The organism is Paenibacillus sp. FSL P2-0173 (assembly GCF_038008045.1).
Classification (GTDB): Bacteria; Bacillota; Bacilli; order Paenibacillales; family Paenibacillaceae; genus Paenibacillus; species Paenibacillus polymyxa_B.
Map to the genome: position 1 here is coordinate 299,300 of NZ_JBBOYK010000003.1, position 26,011 is coordinate 325,310.

The 26,011-nt window shown below is 47.1% G+C and carries 28 protein-coding genes and 2 pseudogenes; 8 read left to right on the plus strand and 22 right to left on the minus strand.

The window, feature by feature from the left end; translation table 11 throughout:
* Positions 1-62 precede the first annotated feature (62 nt).
* Both MKX30_RS17720 and MKX30_RS27420 read right to left on the minus strand, forming a co-directional pair.
* Positions 63-602, minus strand: a complete 540-nt coding sequence (locus MKX30_RS17720; protein WP_028540732.1) for a hypothetical protein — start codon at positions 600-602, stop codon at positions 63-65.
* Between the two features lie 218 nt (positions 603-820).
* Positions 821-913 (minus strand): putative holin-like toxin, encoded by a 93-nt coding sequence (locus tag MKX30_RS27420; RefSeq protein WP_219727865.1) that lies wholly within the window; start codon positions 911-913, stop codon positions 821-823.
* A 119-nt stretch (positions 914-1,032) separates the two neighbouring features.
* On the opposite strand from MKX30_RS27420, the gene MKX30_RS17725 reads away from it, so the two are divergent.
* The gene (locus tag MKX30_RS17725; RefSeq protein ID WP_023990763.1) at positions 1,033-1,692 is read left to right on the plus strand and encodes a hypothetical protein; all 660 of its coding nucleotides are present in this window, start codon (positions 1,033-1,035) and stop codon (positions 1,690-1,692) included.
* Positions 1,673-2,032, plus strand: coding sequence for a DUF7716 domain-containing protein (locus MKX30_RS17730; protein WP_023990764.1), 360 nt, complete (start codon positions 1,673-1,675; stop codon positions 2,030-2,032). Before MKX30_RS17725 ends, MKX30_RS17730 begins: the two co-directional genes overlap by 20 nt.
* On the opposite strand, the gene MKX30_RS17735 is transcribed toward MKX30_RS17730, so the two are convergent.
* Positions 2,022-3,656, minus strand: a complete 1,635-nt coding sequence (locus tag MKX30_RS17735) for a DUF6138 family protein (protein ID WP_341063163.1) — start codon at positions 3,654-3,656, stop codon at positions 2,022-2,024. The genes MKX30_RS17730 and MKX30_RS17735 overlap by 11 nt on opposite strands.
* 163 nt (positions 3,657-3,819) lie before the next feature.
* On the opposite strand from MKX30_RS17735, the gene MKX30_RS17740 reads away from it, so the two are divergent.
* Together MKX30_RS17740 and MKX30_RS17745 are read left to right on the plus strand one after the other, a co-directional pair.
* Positions 3,820-4,581, plus strand: coding sequence for an SMI1/KNR4 family protein (locus tag MKX30_RS17740; protein WP_341063165.1), 762 nt, complete (start codon positions 3,820-3,822; stop codon positions 4,579-4,581).
* Between the two features lie 17 nt (positions 4,582-4,598).
* Positions 4,599-6,020: an SMI1/KNR4 family protein gene (locus MKX30_RS17745; RefSeq protein WP_341063166.1), complete on the plus strand. Its 1,422-nt coding sequence runs from the start codon at positions 4,599-4,601 to the stop codon at positions 6,018-6,020.
* A 68-nt stretch (positions 6,021-6,088) separates the two neighbouring features.
* Here MKX30_RS17745 and MKX30_RS17750 read toward each other — a convergent pair whose 3' ends face one another.
* Both MKX30_RS17750 and MKX30_RS17755 read right to left on the minus strand, forming a co-directional pair.
* The gene (locus tag MKX30_RS17750; RefSeq protein ID WP_341063167.1) at positions 6,089-6,703 is read right to left on the minus strand and encodes a TetR/AcrR family transcriptional regulator; all 615 of its coding nucleotides are present in this window, start codon (positions 6,701-6,703) and stop codon (positions 6,089-6,091) included.
* A 25-nt stretch (positions 6,704-6,728) separates the two neighbouring features.
* Positions 6,729-8,213: a phytoene desaturase family protein gene (locus MKX30_RS17755; RefSeq protein ID WP_341063169.1), complete on the minus strand. Its 1,485-nt coding sequence runs from the start codon at positions 8,211-8,213 to the stop codon at positions 6,729-6,731.
* A gap of 423 nt (positions 8,214-8,636) precedes the next feature.
* Between MKX30_RS17755 and MKX30_RS17760 the strand changes: the two genes are divergently transcribed.
* Positions 8,637-9,869 (plus strand): PHB depolymerase family esterase, encoded by a 1,233-nt coding sequence (locus MKX30_RS17760; protein WP_075154869.1) that lies wholly within the window; start codon positions 8,637-8,639, stop codon positions 9,867-9,869.
* A 381-nt stretch (positions 9,870-10,250) separates the two neighbouring features.
* On the opposite strand, the gene MKX30_RS17765 is transcribed toward MKX30_RS17760, so the two are convergent.
* On the minus strand, positions 10,251-10,358 hold the full coding sequence (locus MKX30_RS17765) for a putative metal homeostasis protein (protein ID WP_175405225.1): 108 nt from the start codon (positions 10,356-10,358) through the stop codon (positions 10,251-10,253).
* A gap of 244 nt (positions 10,359-10,602) precedes the next feature.
* Positions 10,603-10,963 (minus strand): annotated as a pseudogene (locus tag MKX30_RS27425) (hypothetical protein).
* A 185-nt stretch (positions 10,964-11,148) separates the two neighbouring features.
* Between MKX30_RS27425 and MKX30_RS17775 the strand changes: the two are divergent.
* Entirely contained in the window at positions 11,149-11,418 is a 270-nt protein-coding gene (locus tag MKX30_RS17775) for a helix-turn-helix domain-containing protein (RefSeq protein WP_010347197.1), read from the plus strand.
* Between the two features lie 63 nt (positions 11,419-11,481).
* Positions 11,482-11,742, plus strand: coding sequence for a helix-turn-helix domain-containing protein (locus tag MKX30_RS17780; protein WP_053326298.1), 261 nt, complete (start codon positions 11,482-11,484; stop codon positions 11,740-11,742).
* Between the two features lie 192 nt (positions 11,743-11,934).
* Here the strand turns inward: MKX30_RS17780 and MKX30_RS17785 are convergent, their stop codons facing one another.
* The 11 genes and pseudogenes from MKX30_RS17785 to MKX30_RS17835 form a co-directional block, all read right to left on the minus strand.
* Positions 11,935-12,810: a cysteine ABC transporter substrate-binding protein gene (locus tag MKX30_RS17785; RefSeq protein WP_341063171.1), complete on the minus strand. Its 876-nt coding sequence runs from the start codon at positions 12,808-12,810 to the stop codon at positions 11,935-11,937.
* Positions 12,811-12,828: 18 nt separating this feature from the next.
* Positions 12,829-13,584: an amino acid ABC transporter ATP-binding protein gene (locus tag MKX30_RS17790; RefSeq protein WP_029518574.1), complete on the minus strand. Its 756-nt coding sequence runs from the start codon at positions 13,582-13,584 to the stop codon at positions 12,829-12,831.
* Positions 13,585-13,602: 18 nt separating this feature from the next.
* Positions 13,603-14,280 carry an amino acid ABC transporter permease gene (locus tag MKX30_RS17795; RefSeq protein WP_023990775.1) on the minus strand — a complete coding sequence of 226 codons (678 nt, stop codon included), beginning with the start codon at positions 14,278-14,280 and terminating at the stop codon, positions 13,603-13,605.
* Positions 14,261-14,926, minus strand: a complete 666-nt coding sequence (locus MKX30_RS17800; RefSeq protein WP_023990776.1) for an amino acid ABC transporter permease — start codon at positions 14,924-14,926, stop codon at positions 14,261-14,263. Before MKX30_RS17800 ends, MKX30_RS17795 begins: the two co-directional genes overlap by 20 nt.
* A gap of 219 nt (positions 14,927-15,145) precedes the next feature.
* A complete protein-coding gene (locus MKX30_RS17805) occupies positions 15,146-16,594 on the minus strand; it encodes a SulP family inorganic anion transporter (RefSeq protein ID WP_028540738.1) in 1,449 nt (482 codons plus the stop codon).
* Between the two features lie 288 nt (positions 16,595-16,882).
* Positions 16,883-17,269, minus strand: a pseudogene (locus MKX30_RS17810) (PIN domain-containing protein); the annotation flags it as partial.
* Between the two features lie 18 nt (positions 17,270-17,287).
* Complete coding sequence (locus MKX30_RS17815; RefSeq protein ID WP_016822811.1) at positions 17,288-17,527, minus strand: hypothetical protein; 240 nt, start codon at positions 17,525-17,527, stop codon at positions 17,288-17,290.
* Positions 17,528-17,593: 66 nt separating this feature from the next.
* On the minus strand, positions 17,594-18,151 hold the full coding sequence (locus MKX30_RS17820; RefSeq protein ID WP_339201083.1) for a hypothetical protein: 558 nt from the start codon (positions 18,149-18,151) through the stop codon (positions 17,594-17,596).
* Between the two features lie 23 nt (positions 18,152-18,174).
* The gene (locus tag MKX30_RS17825) at positions 18,175-19,845 is read right to left on the minus strand and encodes an ABC1 kinase family protein (protein ID WP_023990781.1); all 1,671 of its coding nucleotides are present in this window, start codon (positions 19,843-19,845) and stop codon (positions 18,175-18,177) included.
* A 1-nt stretch (position 19,846) separates the two neighbouring features.
* The gene (locus MKX30_RS17830; RefSeq protein ID WP_013312404.1) at positions 19,847-20,206 is read right to left on the minus strand and encodes a phasin family protein; all 360 of its coding nucleotides are present in this window, start codon (positions 20,204-20,206) and stop codon (positions 19,847-19,849) included.
* A gap of 102 nt (positions 20,207-20,308) precedes the next feature.
* Complete coding sequence (locus MKX30_RS17835) at positions 20,309-20,947, minus strand: ThuA domain-containing protein (RefSeq protein ID WP_023990782.1); 639 nt, start codon at positions 20,945-20,947, stop codon at positions 20,309-20,311.
* Between the two features lie 428 nt (positions 20,948-21,375).
* Between MKX30_RS17835 and MKX30_RS17840 the strand changes: the two genes are divergently transcribed.
* A complete protein-coding gene (locus tag MKX30_RS17840) occupies positions 21,376-21,825 on the plus strand; it encodes an AbrB/MazE/SpoVT family DNA-binding domain-containing protein (protein ID WP_071558108.1) in 450 nt (149 codons plus the stop codon).
* Between the two features lie 135 nt (positions 21,826-21,960).
* Here the strand turns inward: MKX30_RS17840 and MKX30_RS17845 are convergent, their stop codons facing one another.
* From MKX30_RS17845 to cobI, 4 genes are read right to left on the minus strand one after another with little or no spacing between them, the layout of a single operon-like run.
* Entirely contained in the window at positions 21,961-23,421 is a 1,461-nt protein-coding gene (locus MKX30_RS17845) for a cobyrinate a,c-diamide synthase (RefSeq protein WP_341063172.1), read from the minus strand.
* Complete coding sequence (locus MKX30_RS17850) at positions 23,414-24,502, minus strand: cobalt-precorrin 5A hydrolase (protein WP_069080888.1); 1,089 nt, start codon at positions 24,500-24,502, stop codon at positions 23,414-23,416. Before MKX30_RS17850 ends, MKX30_RS17845 begins: the two co-directional genes overlap by 8 nt.
* Complete coding sequence (gene cobM / locus MKX30_RS17855) at positions 24,495-25,289, minus strand: precorrin-4 C(11)-methyltransferase (RefSeq protein WP_023990786.1); 795 nt, start codon at positions 25,287-25,289, stop codon at positions 24,495-24,497. The genes MKX30_RS17850 and cobM overlap by 8 nt, the downstream gene beginning before the upstream one ends.
* Complete coding sequence (cobI, locus tag MKX30_RS17860) at positions 25,286-26,002, minus strand: precorrin-2 C(20)-methyltransferase (protein ID WP_023990787.1); 717 nt, start codon at positions 26,000-26,002, stop codon at positions 25,286-25,288. Before cobI ends, cobM begins: the two co-directional genes overlap by 4 nt.
* Positions 26,003-26,011 lie beyond the last annotated feature (9 nt).

A 26,011-nucleotide genomic window follows, 5' to 3' on the forward strand; every position in this document is an offset into this window, starting at 1 on the left:
CAGAAGAATAGCAGCACAAATAACCACCTTGAAGTTTGATACCAAGGTGGTTATTTACGCTGCTAAAAGGGCTCGAACGTATAAGAGAATGGTGTACGCTCTGTCCCCAATACCGACTTCACGCGCTCTTCATCCACCAACGCTTCGACGAGGCTATATAAATCCGAGGCTGCATACCGAAAATTGCCCCATGTGCATAGATTCAAAGCATAGATTGGGAATTCTCCCCGTTCATCAGGCGATTGAATATCCCAAATCAGCAGGTCATTCCCTTCACTGGAAGCGAAGGGAACCGCATGCTCCAAAAGCTCCGGAAAACCATCTGGCTCCAGCGCCGCTTCTTGTAGAACCTCTTCCGATTCCAGTAAATCATCAAACCAGGCCCGCCAGTTATGATAACGATGAAGCCATGAATCCGGGTGATCGCCAAGAGGAATATGAATGTTCCATAAGCCACATAGTCGCCCGTAACCAAGAGTTTTGACATAATCTATATAAGAAGGCGGAAAGCCCATACCATTTTTAAAACGATGCTCTATTAGAAAAACCTCATCATAATAAGCCTGAAACTGCGGACGTTGCAGCCCTGTAAAAATGCTCATGTTCGCCCTCTCCTTTTGCACGTCCTATTCGCCTTTTCACCCTTCGGCGCATTGAAAAGGCCATTTTCAAGTGTTAAAATGGGAATAAGATGTATATTCTAAAAAAAGAGTGAAGATGCGTCAACATCCTCACTCTTTGGCAACAGCCGCTTTTAAGGGCGGTAGCCGTGTCAAAGGATGATCATTGAAATAGACCGCTTGCCTTTGTCGAGGGCGGTCTATTTCTTTTTATGGAAGGAAAGAATTAGGATCACCAACGTTGCGAATTGAATCATCAACATTAGGGTGTCTTTAACCTCCACAGGCCTCACCTCCTTTACAGGAGACTAGCCGACCGCCCATCTAAGCCATTCTGTTGTTGAGGAATATTATAACATAAGACTCGTAAAACGTACGTTTTTACGCTCTTTTCGAAAAAGGAGGAACGAATATGGAGCAAAAGCGCTTCAAAGATGAACATGGATATAAATATGACTTTAGCGCCGTGATCAGGAGAGGAGAACAGGTAGCTGTTCATTGCCCTCGTTGTCAGGGCCAGGCTTTTATTTCCAACTCAAAGGAAGACTGTCATTACGTCGTTCGATGTTCTCATTGTTACTACACGTATCAGCAGCCAGAATCTTATACATTCTATGCACGCGGCGTATGCAACCATTGCGAGCGGTATTTTAATATCGAAATCCATGATGACCGAACGAAACTCCATAAAAATACGAATATAAACTGTCCGCACTGTGAGACACGCAATCAGGTTCCGGTGCATCGTGTTCAATCACACGAATGGCATACAGACGTGGTCCAAAACGGAAAAGACCCTATTTTCCAGCTTCAGCTGTACTTCCTTGATTACTACCGGGGGAAACCTGTCTGGGCTCTTAACCGGATACACCTGAATTACCTGCTATCCTATATCTCTGCCGAGTTGCGAGAAAAGCCTACATCCGGTATGATGCGTACGGCTTCCCATTCCATTCCCAAGTACATTAAGGATGCGAAGAATCGACAGGCCATCTTGAGAATATTACAAAAGCTACAGCATAAGCCAGCGACTAAGGGAGGGGCCTCCATACATGAGCATACAAACTTTTGACAGCCTTGAAGCATTGATTCGTGCCGTTGGCCAAACAGAGATCAATGAATGGGTATTTGCCAATCTGGAACGTGTTCAAAGTAATCCGCTCAATTCTACCTATTACATCATCCCCGAGGAAGAATTGTGGGAACTGGAGGATGCCGGTCTCACCGTCACCAATCATCGTGATGAAAGTATACCTGCATCTCTACCAGACCATCACGTGCAATCTTGGTTGGAGGTGGCGACTGTACAGGATGTCATTGAAGTGTTACGCCACAGCGGAAGCGAGCCGGATATTGAACGCATTGCGCAGGGACTGCGATATTATCATGAATATGATGCTTTTATGGAATAAGCGTTTCCAGCAGCTCTTTTACCTCAGGGACAGCCTGCTTCAGGCTGTTTTTTAGTTTCTTCGCGCCACCCCATATACGATAAACAAGCACCTCTTGTTCATAGTCCTCCAGCTTCTCAAGCTCCTCCACCAGTACCTGTGCCTGCTCTACAGTTTCGATTCTGGATGACTTCAGTGGTTTGGCAGACTCGTTGCCTGCCAGTAGAACCCTCGTCCAAATGGGGATCGTGTCCGGTGTCAGTCCGTGTGCGTCAGCAAATACAGCGGCGTAACCGTCCTGTACGGACTGATGTTCACTGTCCACCAGCTTCATATAACGATTCACTAATGGGAAATAGTTCTTTCCTTTTAGGCCCAGTCCCATCACCGCATAGGTTCCCGGCATCGCCGACTTTTCACCGGGCTCTACATCGTTATACCACTTGAACTCTTCCATCACGACCTCAGCATATTCAGCCAGCAACGGATGCAGCGCAGGGTATTCAAGTGCATTGGCGAAGAAACGATGTAACGTAGATTTAGCCAACTTGGGTACAGGCAGGTAGTTTTTCACCTTGCTTTTGAACTTCATCCGATATTCCTTGGTAAAGCCCTTTCTTAAAATATCGCATAAATATACGAGTGCTTCTCTATAGCTCTCTTCTTCCTCTGAACGAATCTGAACCTCCAGCGTTTGCAAAATATCATTGGCTTGGCAGATGACTCGCTCACTTGTATATAACGCTGGGATGCTTCCTGATCCGCTCTCAAGCCACACGGAAGCCTGCTCCGAGCCTAACTGTGCAGCAATCTCCAAATACTTCTGCCGTGCATCGGCATCGGTCGAGCCCACCCGCATCGCGGTAAGCAGGAACATCTCCATGGCTGGCGCAGGAATTTCCGAAGGGAGAATATCGGGCTTCACTTTATAATCCAGCCCATAGCTTTTTTCCCGATCTGTATAATTGGCCAAAAATTCATCCTCTGCCCAATGCTTCAAGCCACTGCTGAGCTGATACCTCCATGCTTCCTCACGCTTGCGGCTGACCTTCACTTTGGCATCCATTCGATTCAGCAGCTCATTCATCCACTGGGCGTTTACAGGGTACAAATGAGGATCAAGCAAGTGCCTTACTAAGAAAAAATCGTCCTCTTCCTTCGGCACAGCTTTACTAGAGGGGTTGAGTTTCTGCTCTACAAACTGTTGGATAGTGGCTAACAGTTGCTGCCGCTTATCTTCGTTCAGGAGTGAGAATGTAAAATGACTAGCCTTATTCTCCAAGACTACTTCCAGATGAAATTTCAGCCGATAACGAAAGAACATGGAACTAAATTCTTCCGACTTAAACAGAGCCTCTATCCGTTCCCTAAACACAGGCATCCATTCGTCCTGTACCTGCTGCAATGTTACCCCATCTGTAAACCCAGAAATTTTCGTATCCGGTCTACGATGATCCCAATCAAACGGTTCGTAGGTATCCACCCACAGCCCATCCTTCTTACAGGTAACTTTTAAGTATTCATGAATCCCTTCGTGAAGGACACTTTTGATTTGGAATTCGGCGATGCGCTTTTGCTCAGAAGCGTACGCCTCATCAATCGCCTCAAAAATTGGATCTATGTAGGCTTGTACCCCTGATGTCATAAGATGTGTTCCTCCTTCGTCCCCTCACAAATTGTAGTTCCTATGAAATTAAGATAGACTAATCTATAACTATTTTATTTCCTGATTATAGCATATCTCTCATTTACTTTTGGGCTCTATCCCTATAGATAGAGTGCCGGGAAGCAGGTGTATTCTACATGTATTGGGTTTCCACACAGCACACACCGATGAACTGACAAATATTGAGCATACCTATGGAATAACTTTACCACCTCCCTATGTAGCATTCCTCACCCGCTACGGGCCGGGCACCTATTGTGGCCTGCTGATAATTGAAATGCCTGATCCTCAACTATTGCAATCCTATACGGATTACGAACTGTGGACGCATGATGATAACTGCCCAATTACAGCGCGGCAGCTGGGTGAGTGCGTGGTCATTGGCAGCTCCATAGATGGTGACTTCCTAGCGATTCACCCTCAGGTTGAAGGCTTAATGTGGCTGCCACGACACTCGGAGATCATTACTACGAAGACTTTAGATGTTCAAGTTCCATTCACAGAGACATTAGGACATATACTACAGGATGAATTTGGAAGAATGGAGCCATTCCCCCGTTATTTCGAACCTGTCAGCCAAGACAAAACCGCTACATTCCTACTGTTTAGTCCCCTGGATACGGCCGAGGCCTACAATCCAGCCAATCCGAGCGATCAGGCGCTGAATTTTGCTCCGGCATCCTTACAAGCATTGGCTCAGCGATTTAAACAGCATTTTAACTCAAATCTATGGATTGAAAATGAGCATATCTGCATGGCTTTTCTTCAGACTCTTGGCGGATACGTGCGTTTTAACTATGCATATGGACGCGAAGTGGCGATCATTTATGAATCCAAAGCGATAGCACTTCGTGATGAAATTTTATCATTCTTGCAAAAAGAACATTGCCGGGTTGTAGAGTAAGAGGAGGGCGAATACGAATGACAGTACATTTTGCACAAACCTTAGAAAAACTGGAACAAGTCGTTGATCGTCTGAGACAAAGTGGGATGCCTGATGTGGTATACCAATGGACGGAAGGGATTTCTACAGGTGAACTAACTGAGCTGGAGGAACGGCTGCAGATGCATTTGCCTGCCTCCCTGTCTGAATTGATAAAGCGGTGTGGCAGCTTAAATTTACTATGGTGCCTCCCCCAACACTGTATTGTAGCTGATGGACCAGAGTGTTCATATAAAAACAGCAATGATCTTGAACAAGAGCAGTGTATCCTAGACGATATCACAGGAGAGTTTGGATGGAATCATGAGTATATTGGCTATTTTACATCCTATGGGGAAGATACCGACTCAGCAGCGGACGAGCAACGATATCTGATCCTTAATTATAATGGTGCGGGTGATCCGATACTGCTTGATATGGCAACATCCGCAACAGAGCCAGCGGTTTTCTGCTATCATCACGAGCTGGATCAGTTCACGCTGCTCGCGGAAAATCTACCCGCCTATATAGACACCATGCTCACCTTGCACGGGCTATGGCTATGGGATTGGTTTAAAGTGGCCGATGAGCATGGCATTCAGCTAAACAGCCCACCACTGCAAATGTGGCAACGCTGGTTGAACATGTTTTGCACGATGAATCTGGAGGATGCACAGTCGTTGGAGACGCTAATCCATTACACCACCATGCATGGCGTAGATTATCCTGCTGTGTTGCAGGCTTTTCAAGCCTATGATCCAAAGGATATTTTTCTTGCCTGGGAGCAGCACTGGCAGAACATTCAACATAGCCAGGTTCCATTCTCTACTTGGGCCGTTTTGGTAGGGGAGACTGCGGGGATTGGGGCTGCTGATTGGGTCCGCTCCTTGTGGGAACCGGAAACCGCGCAAGCATGGACATCTTTAGCGCAAAACAATACCCTACATGCTAAGGGTGCATTTGCGTCCACACGTGCTTATCTAAGCGCCCGCTGCCTACCCGAGCAGGAAGGCTTGGTATGTGTTTGCAATCACCTGCTACAGCATTCGGTCGCAGAAGACAAATTAGAAGGATACACCGCTAATGGGCAGCTACAACATTTTCGTTCACCACAGATCATTAACTGGATGCGGGATAAGGTCAATCATCCGGTGGATGGCTGGGCAATACTTTTCGCTCACTCCCGTCCTACAGCTGAGCAGTTGATTGAATGGCTATCCGATAGCGAGCTTCATCAAAAAATTGCAACCGAGGCGCTGGATATTATGATTCATCGGGATCCTCTTCCCGCTCTGGAAGCAGACGCTTGGGCCAATATCTCAGATCTGCTTCTTGCTTCTTTGCAGCTCGTTATGCTCAAAAAAGATAAACGTCGTATTGAAGCCGTGCTTAAGCAGCTTTCAGATTTGGAACTTCGTTAATCTTTCGGAATGGTTGTATGCGGATTCGCATGTACAGTGGTGTGAGGTAAAGAAAGTTAGCCGCTGCGTCAGCGGCTTAACCCCTTGAGGAAAGTATCTATAGTGAATGCGATCAATTCATCATTGGATTTTGCCATAGGAAGTTCAAAATTCAGGAGCAAAGAAGTCAATCCGTGCAGCATGCTCCATACGGATCTGGCGATCAGGTGCTCATCTCCTTGAATGATGCAGCCCTCCTCCATAGCAGCTTTGAGCCCCGCTTCAAGCAGCTCAAAGCCTTTAAAACTCCCACTGTCTATAAGGCTGACCAAGCTTACAGATTCCAGGTTGCTGATAAACAGGATGTTGTAATATTCCGGGTTAGTCGTCCCAAAACGAACATACGCATCAGATACCGTTTTCAGTGTGTCCAGCGCATTCGATCCCGCTGCCTGTGCTTCATCCACACGCTGCTGAAGAGCCTGTAGGAACAAGGTATTTCCTTCTATCAGCAGTTCACGGACAACGGCTTCCTTATTGGCAAAATAATGATAAATAGTCGTTGGTGAATATTCGATCTGATCCGCAATTTTGCGCATGGAGACTTCGGCATACCCTTGATTCAGGAAAAGCGACCGGGCGGCCTCAATGATTTTTCGGCGGATTTCACTGCTTTCACGTTCTCGGCGTTTGATATGTTTCATGAGTAGATGTACTTGCCCTTTCTGCCTACCCCAATTTGGCGGCGATACGATCAGCTTCCATTATACCCGAGTTCATAGCCCCTTGAAACCCGCCCCCAGGCTGTGTCCACGCCCCTACCAATGACAGACGGTCTACTGCTGATTTGTGCTTCAGTCTTTTTATGCCGGACTGGCGGACCGTTTGTGCGTAGCCATAAACGGCCCCGTCGGGATTAGCGGTATAACGCTGCATCGTGCGCGGTGTGCCCAACTCGGCCACCACTACCTTGCTGCGAAAACCAGGATACAGCTGTTCTAGGCATCCCAGTATCTGCTCTGTCACGGCTTCTTTTTTGGCTTTATATTCGGGACGTGCGGCAGGCCAGTTCTCCAATCTGTCCAAAAATGTAATTGCAATGACACCCTTCCCCGGTTCATTGAGCTTAGGGTCCATAGCGTTATAATTCGTGAGCATCCAGTTGCCTTTCGTGTACTGGCCGCTCATCATAACTTCATAATCTGTCTCCGAATCCGGCTCATTACGTAGGATTAAGTCTTCTTCGGTGATGCCAAGCTTATGGGGTTCACATGATAATCCCAGATATAGCTGGGTGAGAGACGTGCCAGTCTCCAAACTGCTGACAGCTTCCAGCTCACGACGGGCAGCATCATAGTTTTCCAGTAGGCGGCCATAGGTATGATGGGGACTGATACCAGACACAATCCAGTTGGCTTTATATACATCCCCTTTTTTCAGACGGACACCAGCTGCTTTACCGCGTTCGAGCATAATCTCAGATACCTGACTGCGCAGATGAACTTCTCCTCCCGCTGACTTAATAGCGTCAACCAGTGCATTGGATAAAGCCTGTGCGCCTCCCTCAATGTAATACGTCCCCTCCATGTGGTAGCCGATCCAGGGAATGAAAAAATACACGGCAGCAAGCCGTTTTGGAGGCAATCCATAATAGGCCCACAGCGCGGTGAAAAATTCCGTGAATCGGTCAGACAACCCGAACTGGCTTACAGCTTCCCAGGTAGTCATCTGCGTCCAGCGGAAGAAGGTTCCTGCTTTGAGCAGGCCAGCCGCCCTGCGCCAGGAAGTGAGGGAAGAAAAAGCAGAGAAGCCTGTTTCAAAACGGCGAATGCCCGCGAATAGACTATCGATGGCTACCACCTCAGCAGGAAACATGTTTTTGAGGAGCTGCACATACTCCTGAACATCGGACGGAATATCAATGGTCTGCCCTTCCCAACGAATGGAGTAAGGGTGCTTTTTGCGGAGAGGAACAATTCGCTGGTCCGCATTACAGTCCTTTAACATCCGACCGAAGCTGCCTTCCCCGAGTCCACCGACACCATGCAAGGAGACATCAAAAGTGTAGCCCTTTCTTGTAAATTCAGTTGCGAAACCGCCAGGCAGAGTGTGGCTCTCAAAAACAGCTGTTCGGTAACCGAGCGCGGAGAGTCTTGCTGCACAGGACAAGCCACCCAGTCCTGCACCGATGACAATAGCATCATATTGGTTCATGATTTCATCTCCTTTATTAACATTGTTATATAAGTTAACGGTGTTAAGTTAAGAAGATTATATACCACAACATTCCCGTTGGAAAGCCTCGGTTTCTTATCTTCCTGTCATAGACGAATACAATCTTTTCGATCTATCTATTTGCTGATTACAAATCCCTTCAATGGATTTTTGCAAAATTCTAAGTTGCGAAAGTAGAATTTTTTATAAAAAACATCCAAAATTGTAGCGCTTTCACTTGTCAGATTCCAATGAAGGTGCTATCCTTCAAGTGGGATTGTTACTGAAAAGGCAAAACCCGAGTACACTTGTGTACCCGGAGTTTGCCTTTTTTTTGATTTGTATGAATTCCACAGCAAACAGTCAACCATCCCGAACATGTAGTAAGCGCTTTAAAAAATGACACCAAAGGAGATTAATCTCATGCAAAGAAGACGTTTTGCCCTTGTTTTATTATCTTTCGTGTTCCTGCTTACGATCTTTTTCCCATCCTCCAGCTCTGCCGCAGCAGCCGATGTCCCAGCGCCACAGGCTACCCTGCTTACGCAGGTACAGCCCTTGGGTGAAGTTGTTTCTGCTGTTGTACTGAAATACAGCACTAATATTGACGGGGCATCCTTATCCACTTCCAGCTTTCAGGTTCAATCTGTACTCAATGATGTATATACAGACAGAACCGTGACCGGTGTATATACCAATGATACCGGAGCTATCACCAACCGCAGTACTCATGGTAAATATGTCGTGATTGAGCTGGATACGCAAGATAAAAATGCAAGTACCCTTACTTATGATGCAACAAGCGCAGTTAACCGCATCAACACGTTGAATTATACGATTAGTCAAAAGAAAGATATTGCAACTTCAAAGAAAACAGTCATTCCAGCCTCTGCACAGACTGTAAAAGCAACGGATAAAATTACACCGATCGTGGACGATTTCCAAAAAAACACCTTTGAAAATAAAGAAGGCTTCAAGCTGAACTACTTTACGTTTGAGCCTAAAGTAGAGCCCGGCAAAACCTACCCTCTGGTTGTGTTTCTGCACGGAAACGGCGAACGTGGCGACGGAAACGGAGTAAACCTGCTGGCAAATGCCGGAGCTGTTACTTGGGCTTCTCCTGAGCAGCAAGCCAAACACCCATCCTTCGTAATCGCTCCACAAAGCCCGATTGACCTGGAGCATAAATTCATTTGGGCGGATGAGCCACGCAACAGCGCTGTAGCCGATTTGGTACGTGAAACGGCGTTAAAATACCCGATCGATACCAACCGAATCTATATTGTTGGTATTTCTCAAGGAGCCATGGGGACGTGGAGATTGTTGGAGAAAAATCTTGACTTGTTCGCCGCAGGTGTGCCGATTGCCGGTTTGACCAACTATGAAAAAGCCGTTAACATGTACGCGCCTGTTGAACCTACACACGTCGAGGTATTGAAAAACGTTCCTATTTGGGCCTTCCATGCTGCAGACGACACCACAGTAAGTCCTAAAAACTCGCAAGAAATGGTCGCTGCCATTAAAGCACAAAACGGAAACCTCATTCACTTCACTGAATACGAAGCAGGGATTATCAAACCTACAGGACACTTCTCCTGGGTTCCGGCTCTGCAAAATCAGGATATGATTGAATGGCTGTTTGCACAAAAGAAATAAGTGTAGTTTTTGTATTAAAACCGAACTTAAAAGTTTCATATTGTGCCACTACGCAGTCGGATAGTGCTTCCCATCGCCATCGCCCCCGGATTTCTTGAACAAAGCCTTGTATAGAGTAGTAATCCGGGGACAAAAGCGATCGCTTCGCTTGTACAGCACTATTCCGTCTACTCCGTTTTTATGTTCATTTTGAGTTTGGTTTTTTTATATCTCCAAATAATGCGCCAGAACGGTTCGATACCCGCCTGGCGCTTTTTTATATCTATAAAAAAGGCACCTGCCTTCCTGTGTACCACCATCAGGAAAGCAGGTGCAATATCAAAACGAGGAGACTGAAAAATTTGACACTGGTATTGCCATTTGCAGTTAACTTGGAACCTGCTACTTCGCGCGTTTCGCAGCTTTGATCGTTTTCAAAGCTCGTCTGCGAGTTACCTTGTTCGGACTCCGAAGCTGTCTTCTGGCAGTTGCCACATCTGCTTTAGCCATGTGCACATCACCATCCTATTCACTTAGGCTCATATTGGGAGCATGCACCTAAAGACTGTTAGTAATGATTATGATTCTCATTATCATTTAAGATTATATAATGAAATCTACTAGCATGCAAGAGCTTTTGGGGGAGTATGTATCTTTATTAGGACGGTGTTCATTTCACCCTTTTACGCTTCTGTGTTACATTATATAAGTAAAACGAGAACAAAAATTCGAATCAGATTTACGTTCGCCATTTTCATAGTCCTTTATTCCGAACTAAATCAAAGTCTATATCTTCCCGACATGTGTTCCATAACAATTCATCTGTAAGAAAACTTAATGCATCCATGTTGCGCAATCGTTCGACCAACTCAGTAATCACATCTATGTCTTCACGTTGTACATGCCTTGCAAGAGTGAATTCCTCCCGTGTCACCATCAACATATAGATGCGAATAATGCTTTTCCTTTTTTACATGTCGAAGAGTAAGCACGCTATTGTCGATCATCATGACGTAACGGTCCTTGATCAGATAGCCTTCAAAAAGCTCATACATATGCGGAAGATCACAGGGACCAAGAATGACACTTACTTTTTCAAAATTACTTTTGTTCATTTAGATTTAGCTCCCTCTTATGATTTTAATTATTCAAAGCAAGAAAACTAACAACTATTCACTCGAAAAACCGGAATTCAAACCACGAGTTTTACTTCTGAAGTTCTATTTTATTACTTATAAAGTAAAACTTCAATAGATTTTATGATTTTCTTGTACTAAGAAACAAAAGGAGAATCTAAATTATGGAGATTCAAAATAGATATCATTTTAAACTTGGCGATATTCTAGAAGAACTTGATATTTCCCGAAATAAACTGGCCGTAGAAGCAAAAATACGTCCAGCTACTGTAATAGATATGGTAAATGGCAAAACCAAAAGACTTGAATTAGAAACACTTGTCCATATCCTTGATGCTTTGAATAGATTCGCCCGCCAGCGTAGATTTACAAGGACTATTACTCTTGCTGATATTGTAGAGTACATTCCCGAAGATGGAATTGAGGGACATTGAGACTACCAAGGCATGACCTCAATTATTTTTGTAATTCGTTAGAACACGGGGGTTCTGTTCAACATGAAAATGTCAAACGCACAGGGAATTGCTTTCAAACTTGAAGAATTGCTTCGAGAAATCGGGATTACTAAAAATGCCCTTGCTCGTGAGGCTAAAATCAGACCCAATACTATCTACGAAATGTGTAACAATACATCCAAGCGGATCGAGTTTAAAACGTTTAATACAGTGATGGAAACGCTGATTCGCCTTTCTGGTCGCCCGTTAACCCTGCACGATGTTCTCGAGTATATACCTGAAGATGAAGTCCATGAATATTAATTCTGCGTAGAGAGTGGCGTTATTTTCAATAAACCTATACAAAGCAAAAAGACCCATTTTTTTCTAAGTTCGGGTCTTTTTGCTTTAAAGGAATCCATTATGAAAATATATAGATTTACAGCACTTAGAACTTAATCACATTCCAAAATGGTCGTATAAACGTGTCAAATACTCTTTACCCAACCCTTACAATTAATCCACTTTGCCGCCCTCTACAACCAATTGATCTGTAAAGCCTTCTCCATAAACAGAGGTCAATGTGTCCTTGTAGGCTTGATGCACAAAGTTTTCCTTGCCTAATGTAGCCAGCTCATTGTTGATCCAGTCTAACAACTCCTTATTTCCCTTTGCTACTGCGGGTGCAATTGTATCTTGACCACCAAAGGCCGGGATGGTTACGGTAAAGCCGGGGTTGGCCTTGGCCCAGGCGATCAGCTCTGTATTATCGTTGGCAATGGCGGCACCGCGTTTGTCTTTGAGGGCTGAGAAGATTTCTGTGTATTGATCGAATTTAAGCAGCTTGATGTCAGGATAATTTTTCGTGAAATAGGTTTCAGCCGTCGTTCCCTTTGCGACAATCAGCTTCTGGTCCGAATTCTTTAATTGGTCAATCGTGGTGATTGGAGCGCTGTCAGGTGACACAATGCCAAAGGATAATTTCATATATGGATTGGCAAAATCGACTTTTTCTTTACGCTCATCCGTCACCGTAAAGTTAGCCATGATGATATCTACCTTGTTGGATTCCAAATAGGCGACCCGGCTGGCAGCATCCACCAGGACAAATTCCACCTTGGACTCGTCACCCAAGAGATCTTTGGCAAACCGCTTCGCAATGTAAACGTCAAAGCCTTGATTCTTCCCTTCCGAATCCACGTAGCCAAAAGGCGGCTTATCTGCAAATACACCTATTCGAATCTTGCCATTCTTTTTAATGTCCTCAATCGAAGCAAATTTAGCCGAACCTGAACTACCGTTGGTATTTCCCCCTCCTGCACATCCCGTCAAACCAACAAGCAGCAAGCTCAAAGCCAGTAATAACGTCGTGAACTTCATTCCTTTTCTCATCTGTATTCATCCCCCTGTTTATATCGTTTCGTACTGAAATATATCCAGAAAGTGCTGGGCACGCTCTGTTTCCGGTTGGGTAAAAAATTGCTGTGGCGTAGTCATTTCACATATTTGTCCTTGATCCATAAAAACGATACGATCTCCTACCGACTTGGCAAATCCCATTTCATGCGTCACGATAATCATGGTCATGCCCTGTTGTGCCAGCTCTCGCATGACATCCAGCACCTCTCTGACCATTTCCGGGTCCAAGGATGCGGTGACTTCATCAAAGAGCATAATTTCCGGGTTCATACACAGGGCGCGCACAATCGCAATCCGTTGCTTTTGCCCGCCTGATAATTGTCTCGGATACGCATCTTTGCGATCCAGCAGACCCACTCGCTCCAATAGCTGCTCCGCTTGCTCAAGTGCCTCCTGCTTGTTTCTCCGCTGAACTTTAAGCGGGCCGAGCAATATATTTTCTAAGACCGTCATATGCGGAAACAATTCGTAGTTCTGGAACACCATTCCGATATGCTGCCGCACCTCACGCCAATTCACTTTCTTATCCGTCAGGTCCTGCCCTCTATAACGGATATCTCCACTCTGGACTGGCTCCAGACCATTGAGACATCGGAGGAGTGTGCTTTTTCCACATCCCGAAGGACCGAGAACGACCACAACTTCCCCTTTCGTTACGTCCAGATTAATCTGTTGCAGTACTTTTCGGTCTTCGAAGCTTTTGTGCAGCCCTCGAATTTCGAGTAAAACCTCCACAGCCTCTCCCATGACACCCACCCCATCCTGCTAATTTTGCCATCTGCGTTCAAATCTTTTGGAAAGTCTGGATAACGGATAGCATACGAGAAAATACAATATGAAAATAAAGCCGTACACCCAGAAGGATGCCGAGGGCGCTTTGATTACACCAAGCTCAATAATCTGCTGTCCGACCTTGACCACTTCCACTACACCGATCAGCACCACTAATGAAGTGGTTTTGATCATCCGTGTCGCCAGATTAATAGAACCGGGAAGCATTCGGCGCACCGCCTGGGGAATGAGCACATGGCGGTATAACTGTCTATATGTCAGTCCCAGTGCCTGCCCGGATTCCACCTGATGCTTGGGCAGTGATTCCAATGCACCACGAACGATGTCACCAATCTCGGCCGCTCCCCACAGGCTGAATACGATAATTGCTGTCAATTCCCCGCTGATATTCACATTCAACAAAGGAGTAAATCCAAAATATACGACATACAACCACACCAGAATTGGAATAATACGGAATGTCTCCAAATATAATTTCAGCACAAACCGAATCGGTCTTGATTTTAAGGTGCGCAACAACCCCATCAAAATGCCTAATAGAGTACCGATAATAATGGAAAGTAGCGCAATCTCCAGCGTAACGAGTAATCCCCCTAATAGACGCTCGAAATTGGAACCTTCAAAGAGTACATTAATCCCCGAATTCAGCATATCGCACCTTCCTTTCCACCCACGTCAGCAGTATCGACAAAGGTAAAAGCAGGACGAGATATGCCAATACCAGCAGAATTAGCGATTCTGTTGTTTTGTAGTACATGCCGATCAGGTCTTTTGCCACATTCATCAGATCTAATAAAGCAATGGCGCCAACAATGGAAGTCTCCTTGAGCAAAAAAATCGCATTCGCTCCCAGAGACGGAACGCTGATGGCAAAAGCCTGTGGCAAAATAACATATCTCGCCAGTTGTATCTTGGACAGTCCGAGACTCAGCCCGGATTCCGTCTGGGTTTTACTCACTGCTTCCATTCCCCCACGGAACGCCTCAGCCATATACCCCCCGCCCAAAAAGGTCATGCCCACAATGGCACACGTCATTTCGCTCATATGCAGACCTATTTTCGTAAACCCATAATACAGAAAATATAACTGTACAAGCAGCGGCGTATTTCGGGAAAGCTCAATATAGGCAACAATGATGCCGCTAATTCCCCTTACCTTGTAATACAGTACTGTGCTGCACAGCAAACCGACGACTAGTGAAAATAGAATAGCAAAAAAGGCGATCTTCAACGTCAGCCACATAGCTTCTCCATATAACGGCAAGCTCTCTACAATAAACTCCCAGTCTAAGTTCATATGTGCATACCTTTCGATTTTCAATTATTCCTATGTATTTGCTCTGCTTAATAACAATGATTGTATTCCTGCCCAATTATTACGTCAATACTTTGACGAAAATTTGTCATAATTATCTATGATTTAGGAAGAAAAGTGTTGTTTTCTTTCAGAAATAAATAAAAAAAGCTTGAAATGAATAAATTTCATTTCAAGCTTTGATTTATGCTATACGATTCATCACACGAGTGGCTCTGTAACTACAGGACCGCCAAGCTTCTCTATAATTAAACGGCTTTCCTCATTTAACCCTTGCAGGGTAATAGATTTGCCGGATTTCGTATACTTTTGCAGCACCTTGCCGATGGCAGTAACCGCGGAGTGATCCCAAATATGAGAATGGCTAAAGTCCACAACGACACGTTCTGGATCATCCGAAGGTTCGAAATGATCGACAAAATGAGTCGTTGAAGCAAAAAACATCGGCCCCCTGACATGGTACACCTTCTCATCGTTGTTCTCCGTTGCGCTGATGCGGATTTTAGCCATTTTCCAGCCAAAATGCAGGGCACTCAGCAGTACGCCCACGATCACGCCCTTGGACAAATCATGCGTAGCCACCACGATGATCACCGTGACTACCATAATTAACGTATCTGCTTTCGGAACCTTGGCAATGTTTCGGAGCGATTTCCAATCCACAGTTCCGATACACACCATGAACATGACTCCCACCAATGCGCCCATTGGCACTTCCTTTACAACCCCGCCAAGCACGAGCAGCAGAAAGGCCAAGAATACCCCAGCCGTAAAAGTGGACAAACGCCCTCTTCCGCCTGAGCTGACATTAATGACGGATTGTCCGATCATGGCACAACCACCCATACCACCAAAAAAGCCATTTACAAAGTTGGCAATCCCTTGGCCGCGGGCTTCCCGGTTTTTATTGCTTTTCGTTTCGGTCATTTCATCCAAAATACTGGCTGTCAGCAGCGATTCCAGCAGTCCAACCAGTGCCATCGTAAAGGAATACGGCAGCAAAATCCGCAAAGTATGCCACGACCACTCAATTTGCGGCAAATGGAATGAAGGCAGCGAGCTGGTTAGCGTACCGATATCTCCTACTGTTTTCACATTCAATCCAAATACATACGTAATGATCGTCATAATGATGATTGCCGTCAATGGAGCAGGAATGCTTTTCACAAATCTCGGTAAAATATACACAATGAGCAGCGTCCCCGCTACCATCGCGTACATGATCCAATTAGCTCCATGAAAGTGGGTGAGTTGCGCCATAAAGACGAGGATGGCCAGCGCATTCACAAATCCGGTCATGACTGGCTGCGAAATAAAGCTTATAAAACGACCTATTTTCAATACACCCAGCAGCACTTGTATGATTCCTGCCAAAATGGTAGCTGCAAACAGATATTCCACGCCATGATCCTTCACCAGGCCAACGACCAGCACAGCTACAGCCCCGGTCGCTGCCGAGATCATCGCCGGACGTCCACCTGCAAAAGAGATGACAATTGCCATCGAGATGGAGGCGTACAGTCCGACCATGGGATTGACCCCTGCAATGATCGAGAAGGCAATCGCCTCGGGAATTAGTGCTAGCGCCACAGTCATGCCCGCAAGTATATCGGCCCGGATATTACCGAACCATTGTTGTCTAAGATTCATACTGTCTCGTTCCAGCCTCCTATATTTACAGAGAGTAGCGTGTTGACTCGCAACCCGTGTGTTTCGGGCATCCGTCCAGCTGCCAATCGCCAAGGCTCTCCTATCATTCAGCTCGTCTCTCTCAAACGAACCCGGTCCGTTACATTCAGTCCATCATTATAACGTAAGGAATTCGCAGAGACGAATGAGTTAAAAGGCTGTTTACAGAAAGAAATCATCTATTTCCTTGAAATATCGATCATTATCTCCATCTTATTCGTTTTCTTATAATTAAAATTTTCGCAATTACTAAGATTCTAACCTGCTAAAGTTTATCACCTTAACTTCATACTCAGACTCCGCGAACTGTAAATCTTGATCCGCCGTAACCAGTACCAATTGGTTTATAATAGCTGTCGCAAGAATCAATGCATCTGGGGTCTTGAGCTTTCTTGCAAACTTATCTTTTTGTTCTCTTCTGATACGCCCCGCTTTAACTGCGATCTCTGAATTAACTGCAATAAATTCCCCGCCAAGAAAAGGTATCGAATCTAAGTCAGTATCAGTGGGCAACCCGGCTATAAACTCGGACTGAGTTATAACAGAAAAGAAAATATTTTCTTTATCTTCCTCAGCTTGTCGTATCACTCTATCCAAAGATGAGTCAAGCCTATGAAGGGCAATAGCTGCATTCGTATCAAATAAATACCCCCTCTAATCCCAATCCTCTCTGGATTGTTTAACACTCTCTTCGATCTCAAGTAATTGCTCCTTACTTAGGCTGCCTCGGGAATTTAAAACAGCTTGCAACCCTTTCGGTAACGGGGACTCTAAATCAATAACCTCAGTTTCCCCCTGTTTATTTTCTATAGTAACTTTTGATGGTTCAAACCCAATATCACGAAGGAGACTTAGGAGACGTATTCGATGTATATCAGTTAATTTTTTTGCCACTAAAATCACTCCTTAGCAAAAGATTAGTTTCCAGTCATAGCTCGATTGATTCGTTTTTTTATTATTTTAAAATCCCCGCAATTTCTGTACAAGCTCCGATAGGGTTTCAGCAATCTCCGAGTCCGCATGGTGCTGAAGTAGGCTTTCAAAGTCAGGCAGTGCTTTCTTCAATAATCGATAGCTATAGTCATAATAACTCCAAAAAGCTACCGGATCATAACCGCGTGCTTCTTCCTCTTCCCACTCCAGTTCATCTTCTTCTGGATCGCTGTCTGCCGGCCATAGATATTTTTCGTCCAGCAGCATGGTTAGAGATTCCACAGACTTCTGTGAATCCTCCTGTGCATTTTCCATGTCCAATGCTCCAACAACCGCATGGTACAGTTCCAACTCACTCAGCGTGATATCATCCGAATTTCTCGTATGCATATTACGCAATAAGAAAAGTAACACCCATGGCGTAACCTGCCACAGTGTGCCTTGATGCTCTATCAGATCAGCAATTGCTGCGTACTCCCCGTTGGATATCAATTGTGGCAACTCCGTGCCCCTACCATAAGGAGTAGTCAGGCGGTGCCATGGCACATCTGCAATTAGGAGATTATTCATCTTATGTGTATCCATAACCCCTCCTTCCTGGTCGGTATCTAAAACCTTCCCGATTTAAAAATGGAATACAGTAAAAAGGCAACCATTAAGAGAGCTACAACAAAGCCGATTTCAATGGCAGGTACATTCCACAGCATGGTCGCCTGATGATTCAGCGATGAACCGATAATCAGTCCGACCATAATAATGCTGAACGCTAACAGCACGATACTGAATGAGAGGCGGTTGCTGATCTGATCCAGCCTGCGCAGAAGCATTTCCAGCTCCGGCACAGTAACCTCCAGCTTAAGCTTGCCCTTGCTGATAATCGAGGCCAAATGTCTCGCCTGTCCTGGCAGTTCCATCAGCGTCTCCACCAGCTCGGTTGCACCACCCAGTAGCTTGCCACGGATACGACGACCACTGAAGCGTTCCTTCAACAGCTTGTTACCAAAGGGCTCAGCCAAAGCAATAATACTGAGATCAGGGTCCAGATGCTCCACGACCCCCTCCAGTGTCAGCAACGCCTTGCCTAGCAACAGGACGTCCGACGGCAAACCAATCCGATGGCGCTGTGCTGCGCCAAACAGGTCGTTCAAAGCGTCACCAATACTGACCTGTGAGAAAGGAACGTCTGAGTAATCTTCGCGTATCTTGTCCAGATCGGCACGCAACGCATTCAGGTCAGTGTCCGGTTCGACCAGACCTAACCGTTCGATAGACCGAACCATGGCATCGGTATTTTTGCGCATCAGGGCAATAATGAGGGAAGCGAGATGATTCTTCATCTCTTCGCTCAGCCTTCCCGTCATACCAAAGTCCAAATAAGCGAGACTGCCATTTTTCAGAACGAGTAAATTCCCCGGATGGGGATCGGCATGAAAAAAACCCTCCATAAAAATTTGATGCAGCATGCTGTTCACCAGCCGCTGCGCCAGTTCTTTCAAGTTATATCCACGGCGTAATAGCTCTTCACGACTACCCAAGTGAGTTCCGTCTAGAAACTCCATGGTCAGTATACGGGAAGAGGTATGATCCCAGTATATTTTCGGAATATAGATATGTGGGTCCTGCTCAAATTGGAGCGCAATCTTCTCTGTGTTACGGGCTTCATGGTTGTAATCCAGCTCCTGAATGAGCGATCTCCCCAGCTCCTCTACCATCTGGCGAAGCTGATACCGCTCTACCCATTCCCAGCGCTTGGCTGCCATAGCGGTCAGTTCCCGCAAAATGTCCAAATCTCGCCGAATAATGCGATTAACGCCAGGACGCTGGATTTTAATGGCGACCATTTCGCCGCTGTGCAGCTTGCCCAAATGCACTTGCCCGATCGAAGCAGCGGCCAGCGGAACATCGTCAAAACGAACCAGTATGTCCTCTAATGACGTGTCCAGCTCCTGCTCTAGAATGCCACGCGCCGTTTCAGATGAAAACGGCGGTACCTGATCCTGAAGCTTAACCAGCTCACGGATAATAGGCTCCGGCAGCAGGTCAGCACGTGTGCTCGCCAACTGTCCAAGCTTGATGAATGCAGGCCCCAGATCCTCCAGCACAAGTCGAATCCGTTCACCTAGCGTTTTGGACTCGGGAGTTTCTCTCGTCAGCCACTTGCGAGGCAATGACAGCAGCTGGAACAGTCCCATTTCTTCCACCATATAGCCAAAGCCATGACGCGCCAGCGCCATGGCAATTTCCCGGTAACGACCGGCGTGCTTCATACGAACCGCCATTTTAATCCAGCCGGTTCGCTTCTTCAGCGTCGCTCGAACCCGTAAGCGCCGCCTTTTCTTTTTCCAGCTCCGCTACCTGTTTTTCCAACAATGCCACACGCTGCTCCAAACTTGTAACATCATTTTCGGTAGGTACTTCCAGCTCCTGCAAAATGCGGCTAACCTGTTCGCGGATCACTGTTTTGAATTGTCCCTGTTCCTCTGCCCCTCGTTCGATCAGACGATCGACCAGCGCTTTGGATTCCGAGGGCGCAAGTTCTCCCCGGTTTACGAGATCCTCGACGGCTTTCTCCACCTTTTCTTTGCTGACAACGGTGAGGCCCCACCCCAATGAGATGGCTTTTTTGAACAAATCGCTCATAATATATCCTCCCCTACCTGTGATTACCTATAGTATAACCTGAAAAGGGGAGCCGCATAAAGCTCGCAGCTCCCCTTCCTCAATGAATGGAATGATCTATGTTTAACCTGGAAAGCGTCCAGCCCACTTGGCAGCCTGAAGCAGCAGCTTGCGGTATCCCTCGTGCTGGAAGCTTGGCTGATTATGTCCAGGCATCAAATAGACGACCCGACCCAAGCCATAGGACAGTGACCATGCCGCCGGCCACCACTCGCCCTCGTGTTCATATTCCATCAGTAGTGTTTTTTCAGTGAATGGATCAAAGTCAAAACGATACGGTTCCTCTTGGATCTCAAACGGCTCGATTCCTTCCATAATCGGATGATCCGGCGCCGTTACTTTGAAGGAAAGTGGTCCGGCAGCCGGATGCCGCAAGAAACGCGCCCCCATTAATTGTGCAATCTCATACCGTCCTTGCAATGTGATTCCGTTATGCAGCACAAGCAATCCACCCCCGCCGCTAACATAGGACAGCAATCCTGCTGTTTGTTGAGGAGACAGGACCTCCTTGCGGCTATCACAGTACGAGATACATAGATCGAATGGGGTTAGATTTTCCTTGAGCAGCATTTTACGATTCTCACTGCATTGTACGGTCATCCAATCCTGTAAAATATGGCTAATCTCTTCGTCCACCCCTTGCAGCGGGTGAAACTCCGGATACGAATAATCTCCTAACAACAATGCTTTTCTTTTTTCCATGATAAATCCTCCTTGCCTGACTTGTATATAAGGACTTTAAAGGCGGGACCCGTGTCATTTATTCTTGTTTGTGGGGTCAAAACGCTCAGAAAATTCCGTTTGGCCCTCATCCATTTCCCATAACACCGCCATCATTGTCCGAGCTACGGCATATATAAATAATTCTACAGACGGCCTATTAAATCCTTTAGCAGAAGATTATAGCATATATGTTCGCTCGGGATAAACTTATTCAAAATTTATAAATCTGAACGATGGCGATTCGGCCTGTTTATGGTATACTCGTAAGAAAAAAAGTGCGTCCATGCTTGATTAACAATAAAGGGCCGCTTTTTGTAAGAATTTATGCTTGCGGTTATAGAATTGATAAGAATTGCCTCAAACCTTATACATTCTATAAATCTTAAAAAACCGGGGAGGTTGCATGAATGAAAAGGACTGGAATGACCCGGCCCTTGGACAGCTTGGGGCGAATTGTGCTACCTAAAGAGTTGCGCATGACGATGGAGATTGACATCGGCGATCCATTAGAGTTTTTTATTGAAGACCAGACACTCATGCTCCGTAAGTACAAATCAACCAACTGTATTTTTTGCGGTGCGGTTGATACCAACACCTACTTTAAAGATCAGTTTATCTGCGATGAATGTGCAGCCTCGATGAAAACGGAAGATTTACTTCCGGTCACAGCGACTGAAACCCATTCATCCCCACTTAAGCAAAATATGCATATGAAAAAAATTTATCAGCGCACGGACGTTATTTTGGAGAAAATGAGAGAGCTTATGGAAGAACATCCAGCATCTTCACAAAAACAACTCGCCTCCATGCTTGGTGTGAGTCAGGGAAGGATTTCCCAACTGAAAAAGCTCATGTAAGCGAATCACCAAAAAAGTAATGTATACGCTTCCAAACTATGTAAGGTTTAAGTCTATTGATATTTAGAAAAGCCGGACCCTTTAGGGGAATCGGCTTTTTTTCGTTTTTATGAAGTAGTGGACTCGTTTGCAAAACTATTGACCGTAAGCCCGGCATTGTTCAACCCAGCGTGCTGCCGCTTTGGGAAGAGAAGCGAGATGAACATGCGTGTAGGCTGCCAAAAGGTTCCCTTTCGCATAGCCCTCGCTCTGGAGACCACGCATCCCCTTGGTTTGATAGGCATAGAAGTAGGGGGCGGATGATTCATCATAGTGCATGACAGAATAATGAAATTCATGTCCCCGAATGGTCTCTCCAGCCTCCAGCAGCAAGCAATCCTGCAAAGCGGTTGCTTCCCGGTATCCCAGTGCGGCCCGTTTCTCCTGCATGCGGACGTCCGACGGAATAACCCCGGCCATGTGATGGGCATTACCCATACGATCCGTAAGTGTCCGTGCCAGTACCATATAACCGCCGCATTCGGCGAATACTGGCATATCCCGGCTCACCGCGTTGCGGATATCTTCCAAAAAGCCTGTATTTGCAGCGATATCTGCGGCAAACTCTTCGGGGAAACCGCCGCCCAGATATATGCCGCTTGCCTGCTCAGGTACGCGTTCTCCCGCCAGAGGACTGAAATAGACAATCTCCGCTCCCGCCTGACGTAGCAAATCCATATTTTCCGGGTAGTAAAAATTGAAAGCCGCGTCTCTGGCGACGGCGATGACGGGACGTTCCTCGGTATCAGCTTCATGCCCTGCTGATGGAAGCCAATCCGGGGAAAACAACGGTTGTGCGGGCAGAGACAACGGCGGAGCCGAATCTGCCAATGCCCGCAGTGCATCCAGATCCGTACCCGCGCGGATCAGCTCTGCCGCCCGTTGGAAAAGCGGCTCCAGCTCGCCGCGTTCCACAGCAGGCACTAATCCCAGATGACGCTCGGGAATATCCAGCCCGTCATCACGCTTTAACCAGCCGAGCACGGGGATGCCGCACTCCTGCTCAATCGCCTTTTTGACGATGCCATAGTGCCCTTGGCTACCGCAGCGATTCACAATTACGCCCACAATGCGCAGCTTGGGCTCCAAGCGCTGAAAGCCGAGCACAATAGCGGCGGCGCTTCGTGCCATACTGCGCACGTCGACCACCAGCAATACAGGGCTGTCCGTCAGCATGGCGATCTCAGCGGTCGAGCCGGTGTTGCTGAGCGGGTCCTTGCCGTCATACAGCCCCATGACGCCTTCAATCACGGAAATATCCGCGCCTTCAGAAGCACGGATAAAGATTTCACGCACCGTATCTGGTGAGGTCATCCATGAATCCAGATTACGGGAAGAAGTCCCGGTCGCGGCAGTATGATAGGTCGGATCAATATAATCCGGTCCGCACTTAAAACCCTGCACTCGCAGGCCGCTATCGGCGAACGCCTTCATCAGCCCGAGGGTAACCGTCGTTTTGCCTGCACCGCTGCCTGTGCCAGCAACAACAATACGGCTTCTGCGCGTAGCGGCAGATGGATCAGACTGTACAGCAGCCTGCTTCATGACGTCAGTCATAGGAAACCCGCGCTACAGACAACGTCATATTGCCGCTTTTTTTCTTCTCCAGCAGCCAATGGTCTGCACCAGAAGACAACAAGGCTGAAGGTTCGCTGACCCCATATGCGCCAGTGTATTTGAAGACGGTTTCCGATGGATTGGGAAGCTGCACCGTATTCAGCTCTGACGGAGTATACGTCACCAGTTCCCAACCGTATTTGGCGCAAAGAGCAAGTAAGCCCTCTTCGTCCTTTTTCAGATCAATAGTGGCAATATTCCGTACGCTTTTCACGGACAAACGCAGCTCCTTCAAGGTGTCCAGCACACCCGCCTCCAGCTCCTCTAATGCAGTCCCACGGTTGCAGCCGATGCCAAGCACCAAGCTTTTCGGACGGTACAGCACGCCATTAGAAAGAAGCTGCTCCTCTTCCTCCGGCTCCAATAAACGGTCACTCACGACCAACGCGGCGTTAAATGGTTCTTGTAATGCTTCTGCCGTCGAAGCATATACCTTGATATGTCCAGGTACAGGCTTGTCATAACGCCACCAGTTCCGTTCGCCTGTCTCTTGTATGAGCGCAACAGGCTCCTCGTTCACAACAGCGGCGCTCACAGGAGTGGCCTTGTCGAAGCTATCGACCACCCAACCCAATTCCCGACCAAACATGTCCACCGGAATCGTGCCCTGCACGTCTGATGCAGTCGTGATTACAGCACGTGCGCCTAGTACAGTCGCTACATGGTGGGTCAATTCATTGGCGCCACCCAAATGGCCAGACAATACGCTAATGACATGCTCGCCGCGATCATCAATGACAACTACCGCTGGGTCTACCTTTTTATCCACCAAAATTGGTGCAATCATACGAACTACTGCACCGAGAGAAATAAACAAAATAATACCGTTATATTGTTTAAATAAATCCGGCAAAATCAGCTTGACCGAGCCTTCGAACAACTGAATGCCACGCTCCTGCTCGTCGCCACGCTCAAACTTGGACATGTAATACACATCCGTGCCCGGAAAGCTGGCTCCCAAATTGCGGACCATTTCCACTCCATGCTTCGTGATCGCCACAGCGGCAAATGGATTACTCACTGGGCTTCACTCCCTTCCGATAGCCATGGGTGAACGACTTATCGTACAGCTTGGAACGATGCGCGTCCTTGTCCACCAGTCCCGGGTCCAGCGCCCAGCCTGCCAGAATCATGGCATGCATCGTAATACCTGCTGCACGCAGATCAGCTGGCAATTGGGCAAGCGTCGTGCGTACGATCTTTTGATCCGGCCAGGTCGCTCGCTGTACAACCGCTACAGGTGTGTCCTCGCTCCAGCCTGCCGCCAGAAACTCAACGACTACCTTCTTCGCCAGCGTTGCGCTGAGGAATAAGGCCACTGTGCAGTGATGGGATGCCAAATCACGCAACTTTTCCCGATCTGGTACAGGTGTACGGCCTTCGGCACGTGTCAGAATGACGGTCTGCGTCAGGTCAGGCACAGTTAGCTCTGCACCCAACACGGCCGCAGAAGCAAAGACCGAGCTGACGCCCGGCACGATTTCGTATGCTACTCCGCGCTGCTTCAGCAACACCATCTGCTCCAAAATGGCTCCGTACACTGCCGGATCGCCTGTATGTACGCGAGCTACGCTGCGTCCAGCCTGCACAGCCTCGCTCATGATCTCGACCTGCCGCTCCAGATCCATGCCTGAGCTTTGCAGTACCTGCGCCTCTGGTTTGGCCGTGGCAATCAACTCGTCGTTCACGAGTGAATCCGTGTACAATACCACATCGGCCGTGCGTAGAATCCGGGAGCCTTTGACAGTAATCAGCTCCGGGTCGCCGGGACCTGCTCCTACGATATATACTTTTGGCTCCAACGTCATTTGCTCACCACCATTAAACTCAAATATTCAAGTTCCTGTCCGCGCAGCTCACGTGCGTTGCGCCATACCATTTCATAAGGAGAAGTGACCTTGGTAATGACAGAAGCACGGTCCCCAAGATGGAGTTCATCCAGCACATCCAAAATCAAATCCAGCACCTTGGCAACCTTGATAAACACGACCGTATCGTGATTCTCAATCGCCCGCTTCATCGCTTCCCGATCATCCGTAGCCGGAATAATACCGACCTGCTGATCTCCGTCTGCCAAAGGCAATTCCAGCGCTGCCGCCGCCCCCAACACAGACGAAATGCCCGGAATAGATACAATCGGCACCTCAGGATGGAGATCCTTCATGAGCCGTGCCAAATGAATAAAGGTACTGTACAGATTAGGGTCTCCCTCTGTGACAAAGGCTACATCCTTGCCTTGACTCAGTGCCTCCCAGCAAGCAACCACCGTTTTGTTCCATTCACGCTCCAGTACAACCGGGTCCTTGGTCATTGGAAAAATGAGTCCCAGCATCTCCTTTTCCTCCGGGTTGACGTACAACTCCACGATCTCGTGAGCATACGACTTACCTCCCCGGCGTTTCTTCGGATAAGCCACAACTGCACATTCCTGAATCATGCGATACGCCTTGACTGTAATCAGCTCGGGATCACCCGGCCCCACGCCTACGCCGTAAAGTGTTCCTGTTGCCGCTGTATTCATGCTGTCTCT

What these genes read in the sequence shown, in the direction of transcription:
- MKX30_RS17790 (WP_029518574.1), bottom strand. Translation starts at nt 13,584, where the DNA reads ATGGGAGAGGCTGTGGAGGTTTTACTCGAAATTCGAGGGCTGCACAAA.
- MKX30_RS17780 (WP_053326298.1), top strand. Translation starts at nt 11,482, where the DNA reads ATGAAAATGTCAAACGCACAGGGAATTGCTTTCAAACTTGAAGAATTG.
- MKX30_RS17745 (WP_341063166.1), top strand. Translation starts at nt 4,599, where the DNA reads ATGACAGTACATTTTGCACAAACCTTAGAAAAACTGGAACAAGTCGTT.
- MKX30_RS17840 (WP_071558108.1), top strand. Translation starts at nt 21,376, where the DNA reads ATGAAAAGGACTGGAATGACCCGGCCCTTGGACAGCTTGGGGCGAATT.
- MKX30_RS17845 (WP_341063172.1), bottom strand. Translation starts at nt 23,421, where the DNA reads ATGACTGACGTCATGAAGCAGGCTGCTGTACAGTCTGATCCATCTGCC.
- cobI (WP_023990787.1), bottom strand. Translation starts at nt 26,002, where the DNA reads ATGAATACAGCGGCAACAGGAACACTTTACGGCGTAGGCGTGGGGCCG.
- MKX30_RS17735 (WP_341063163.1), bottom strand. Translation starts at nt 3,656, where the DNA reads ATGACATCAGGGGTACAAGCCTACATAGATCCAATTTTTGAGGCGATT.
- MKX30_RS17750 (WP_341063167.1), bottom strand. Translation starts at nt 6,703, where the DNA reads ATGAAACATATCAAACGCCGAGAACGTGAAAGCAGTGAAATCCGCCGA.
- MKX30_RS17760 (WP_075154869.1), top strand. Translation starts at nt 8,637, where the DNA reads ATGCAAAGAAGACGTTTTGCCCTTGTTTTATTATCTTTCGTGTTCCTG.
- MKX30_RS17820 (WP_339201083.1), bottom strand. Translation starts at nt 18,151, where the DNA reads ATGGATACACATAAGATGAATAATCTCCTAATTGCAGATGTGCCATGG.
- MKX30_RS17775 (WP_010347197.1), top strand. Translation starts at nt 11,149, where the DNA reads ATGGAGATTCAAAATAGATATCATTTTAAACTTGGCGATATTCTAGAA.
- MKX30_RS17830 (WP_013312404.1), bottom strand. Translation starts at nt 20,206, where the DNA reads ATGAGCGATTTGTTCAAAAAAGCCATCTCATTGGGGTGGGGCCTCACC.
- MKX30_RS17725 (WP_023990763.1), top strand. Translation starts at nt 1,033, where the DNA reads ATGGAGCAAAAGCGCTTCAAAGATGAACATGGATATAAATATGACTTT.
- MKX30_RS17730 (WP_023990764.1), top strand. Translation starts at nt 1,673, where the DNA reads ATGAGCATACAAACTTTTGACAGCCTTGAAGCATTGATTCGTGCCGTT.
- MKX30_RS17805 (WP_028540738.1), bottom strand. Translation starts at nt 16,594, where the DNA reads ATGAATCTTAGACAACAATGGTTCGGTAATATCCGGGCCGATATACTT.
- MKX30_RS17825 (WP_023990781.1), bottom strand. Translation starts at nt 19,845, where the DNA reads ATGGCGGTTCGTATGAAGCACGCCGGTCGTTACCGGGAAATTGCCATG.
- MKX30_RS17835 (WP_023990782.1), bottom strand. Translation starts at nt 20,947, where the DNA reads ATGGAAAAAAGAAAAGCATTGTTGTTAGGAGATTATTCGTATCCGGAG.
- MKX30_RS17765 (WP_175405225.1), bottom strand. Translation starts at nt 10,358, where the DNA reads ATGGCTAAAGCAGATGTGGCAACTGCCAGAAGACAGCTTCGGAGTCCG.
- MKX30_RS17755 (WP_341063169.1), bottom strand. Translation starts at nt 8,213, where the DNA reads ATGAACCAATATGATGCTATTGTCATCGGTGCAGGACTGGGTGGCTTG.
- cobM (WP_023990786.1), bottom strand. Translation starts at nt 25,289, where the DNA reads ATGACGTTGGAGCCAAAAGTATATATCGTAGGAGCAGGTCCCGGCGAC.
- MKX30_RS17800 (WP_023990776.1), bottom strand. Translation starts at nt 14,926, where the DNA reads ATGAACTTAGACTGGGAGTTTATTGTAGAGAGCTTGCCGTTATATGGA.
- MKX30_RS17720 (WP_028540732.1), bottom strand. Translation starts at nt 602, where the DNA reads ATGAGCATTTTTACAGGGCTGCAACGTCCGCAGTTTCAGGCTTATTAT.
- MKX30_RS17795 (WP_023990775.1), bottom strand. Translation starts at nt 14,280, where the DNA reads ATGCTGAATTCGGGGATTAATGTACTCTTTGAAGGTTCCAATTTCGAG.
- MKX30_RS17785 (WP_341063171.1), bottom strand. Translation starts at nt 12,810, where the DNA reads ATGAGAAAAGGAATGAAGTTCACGACGTTATTACTGGCTTTGAGCTTG.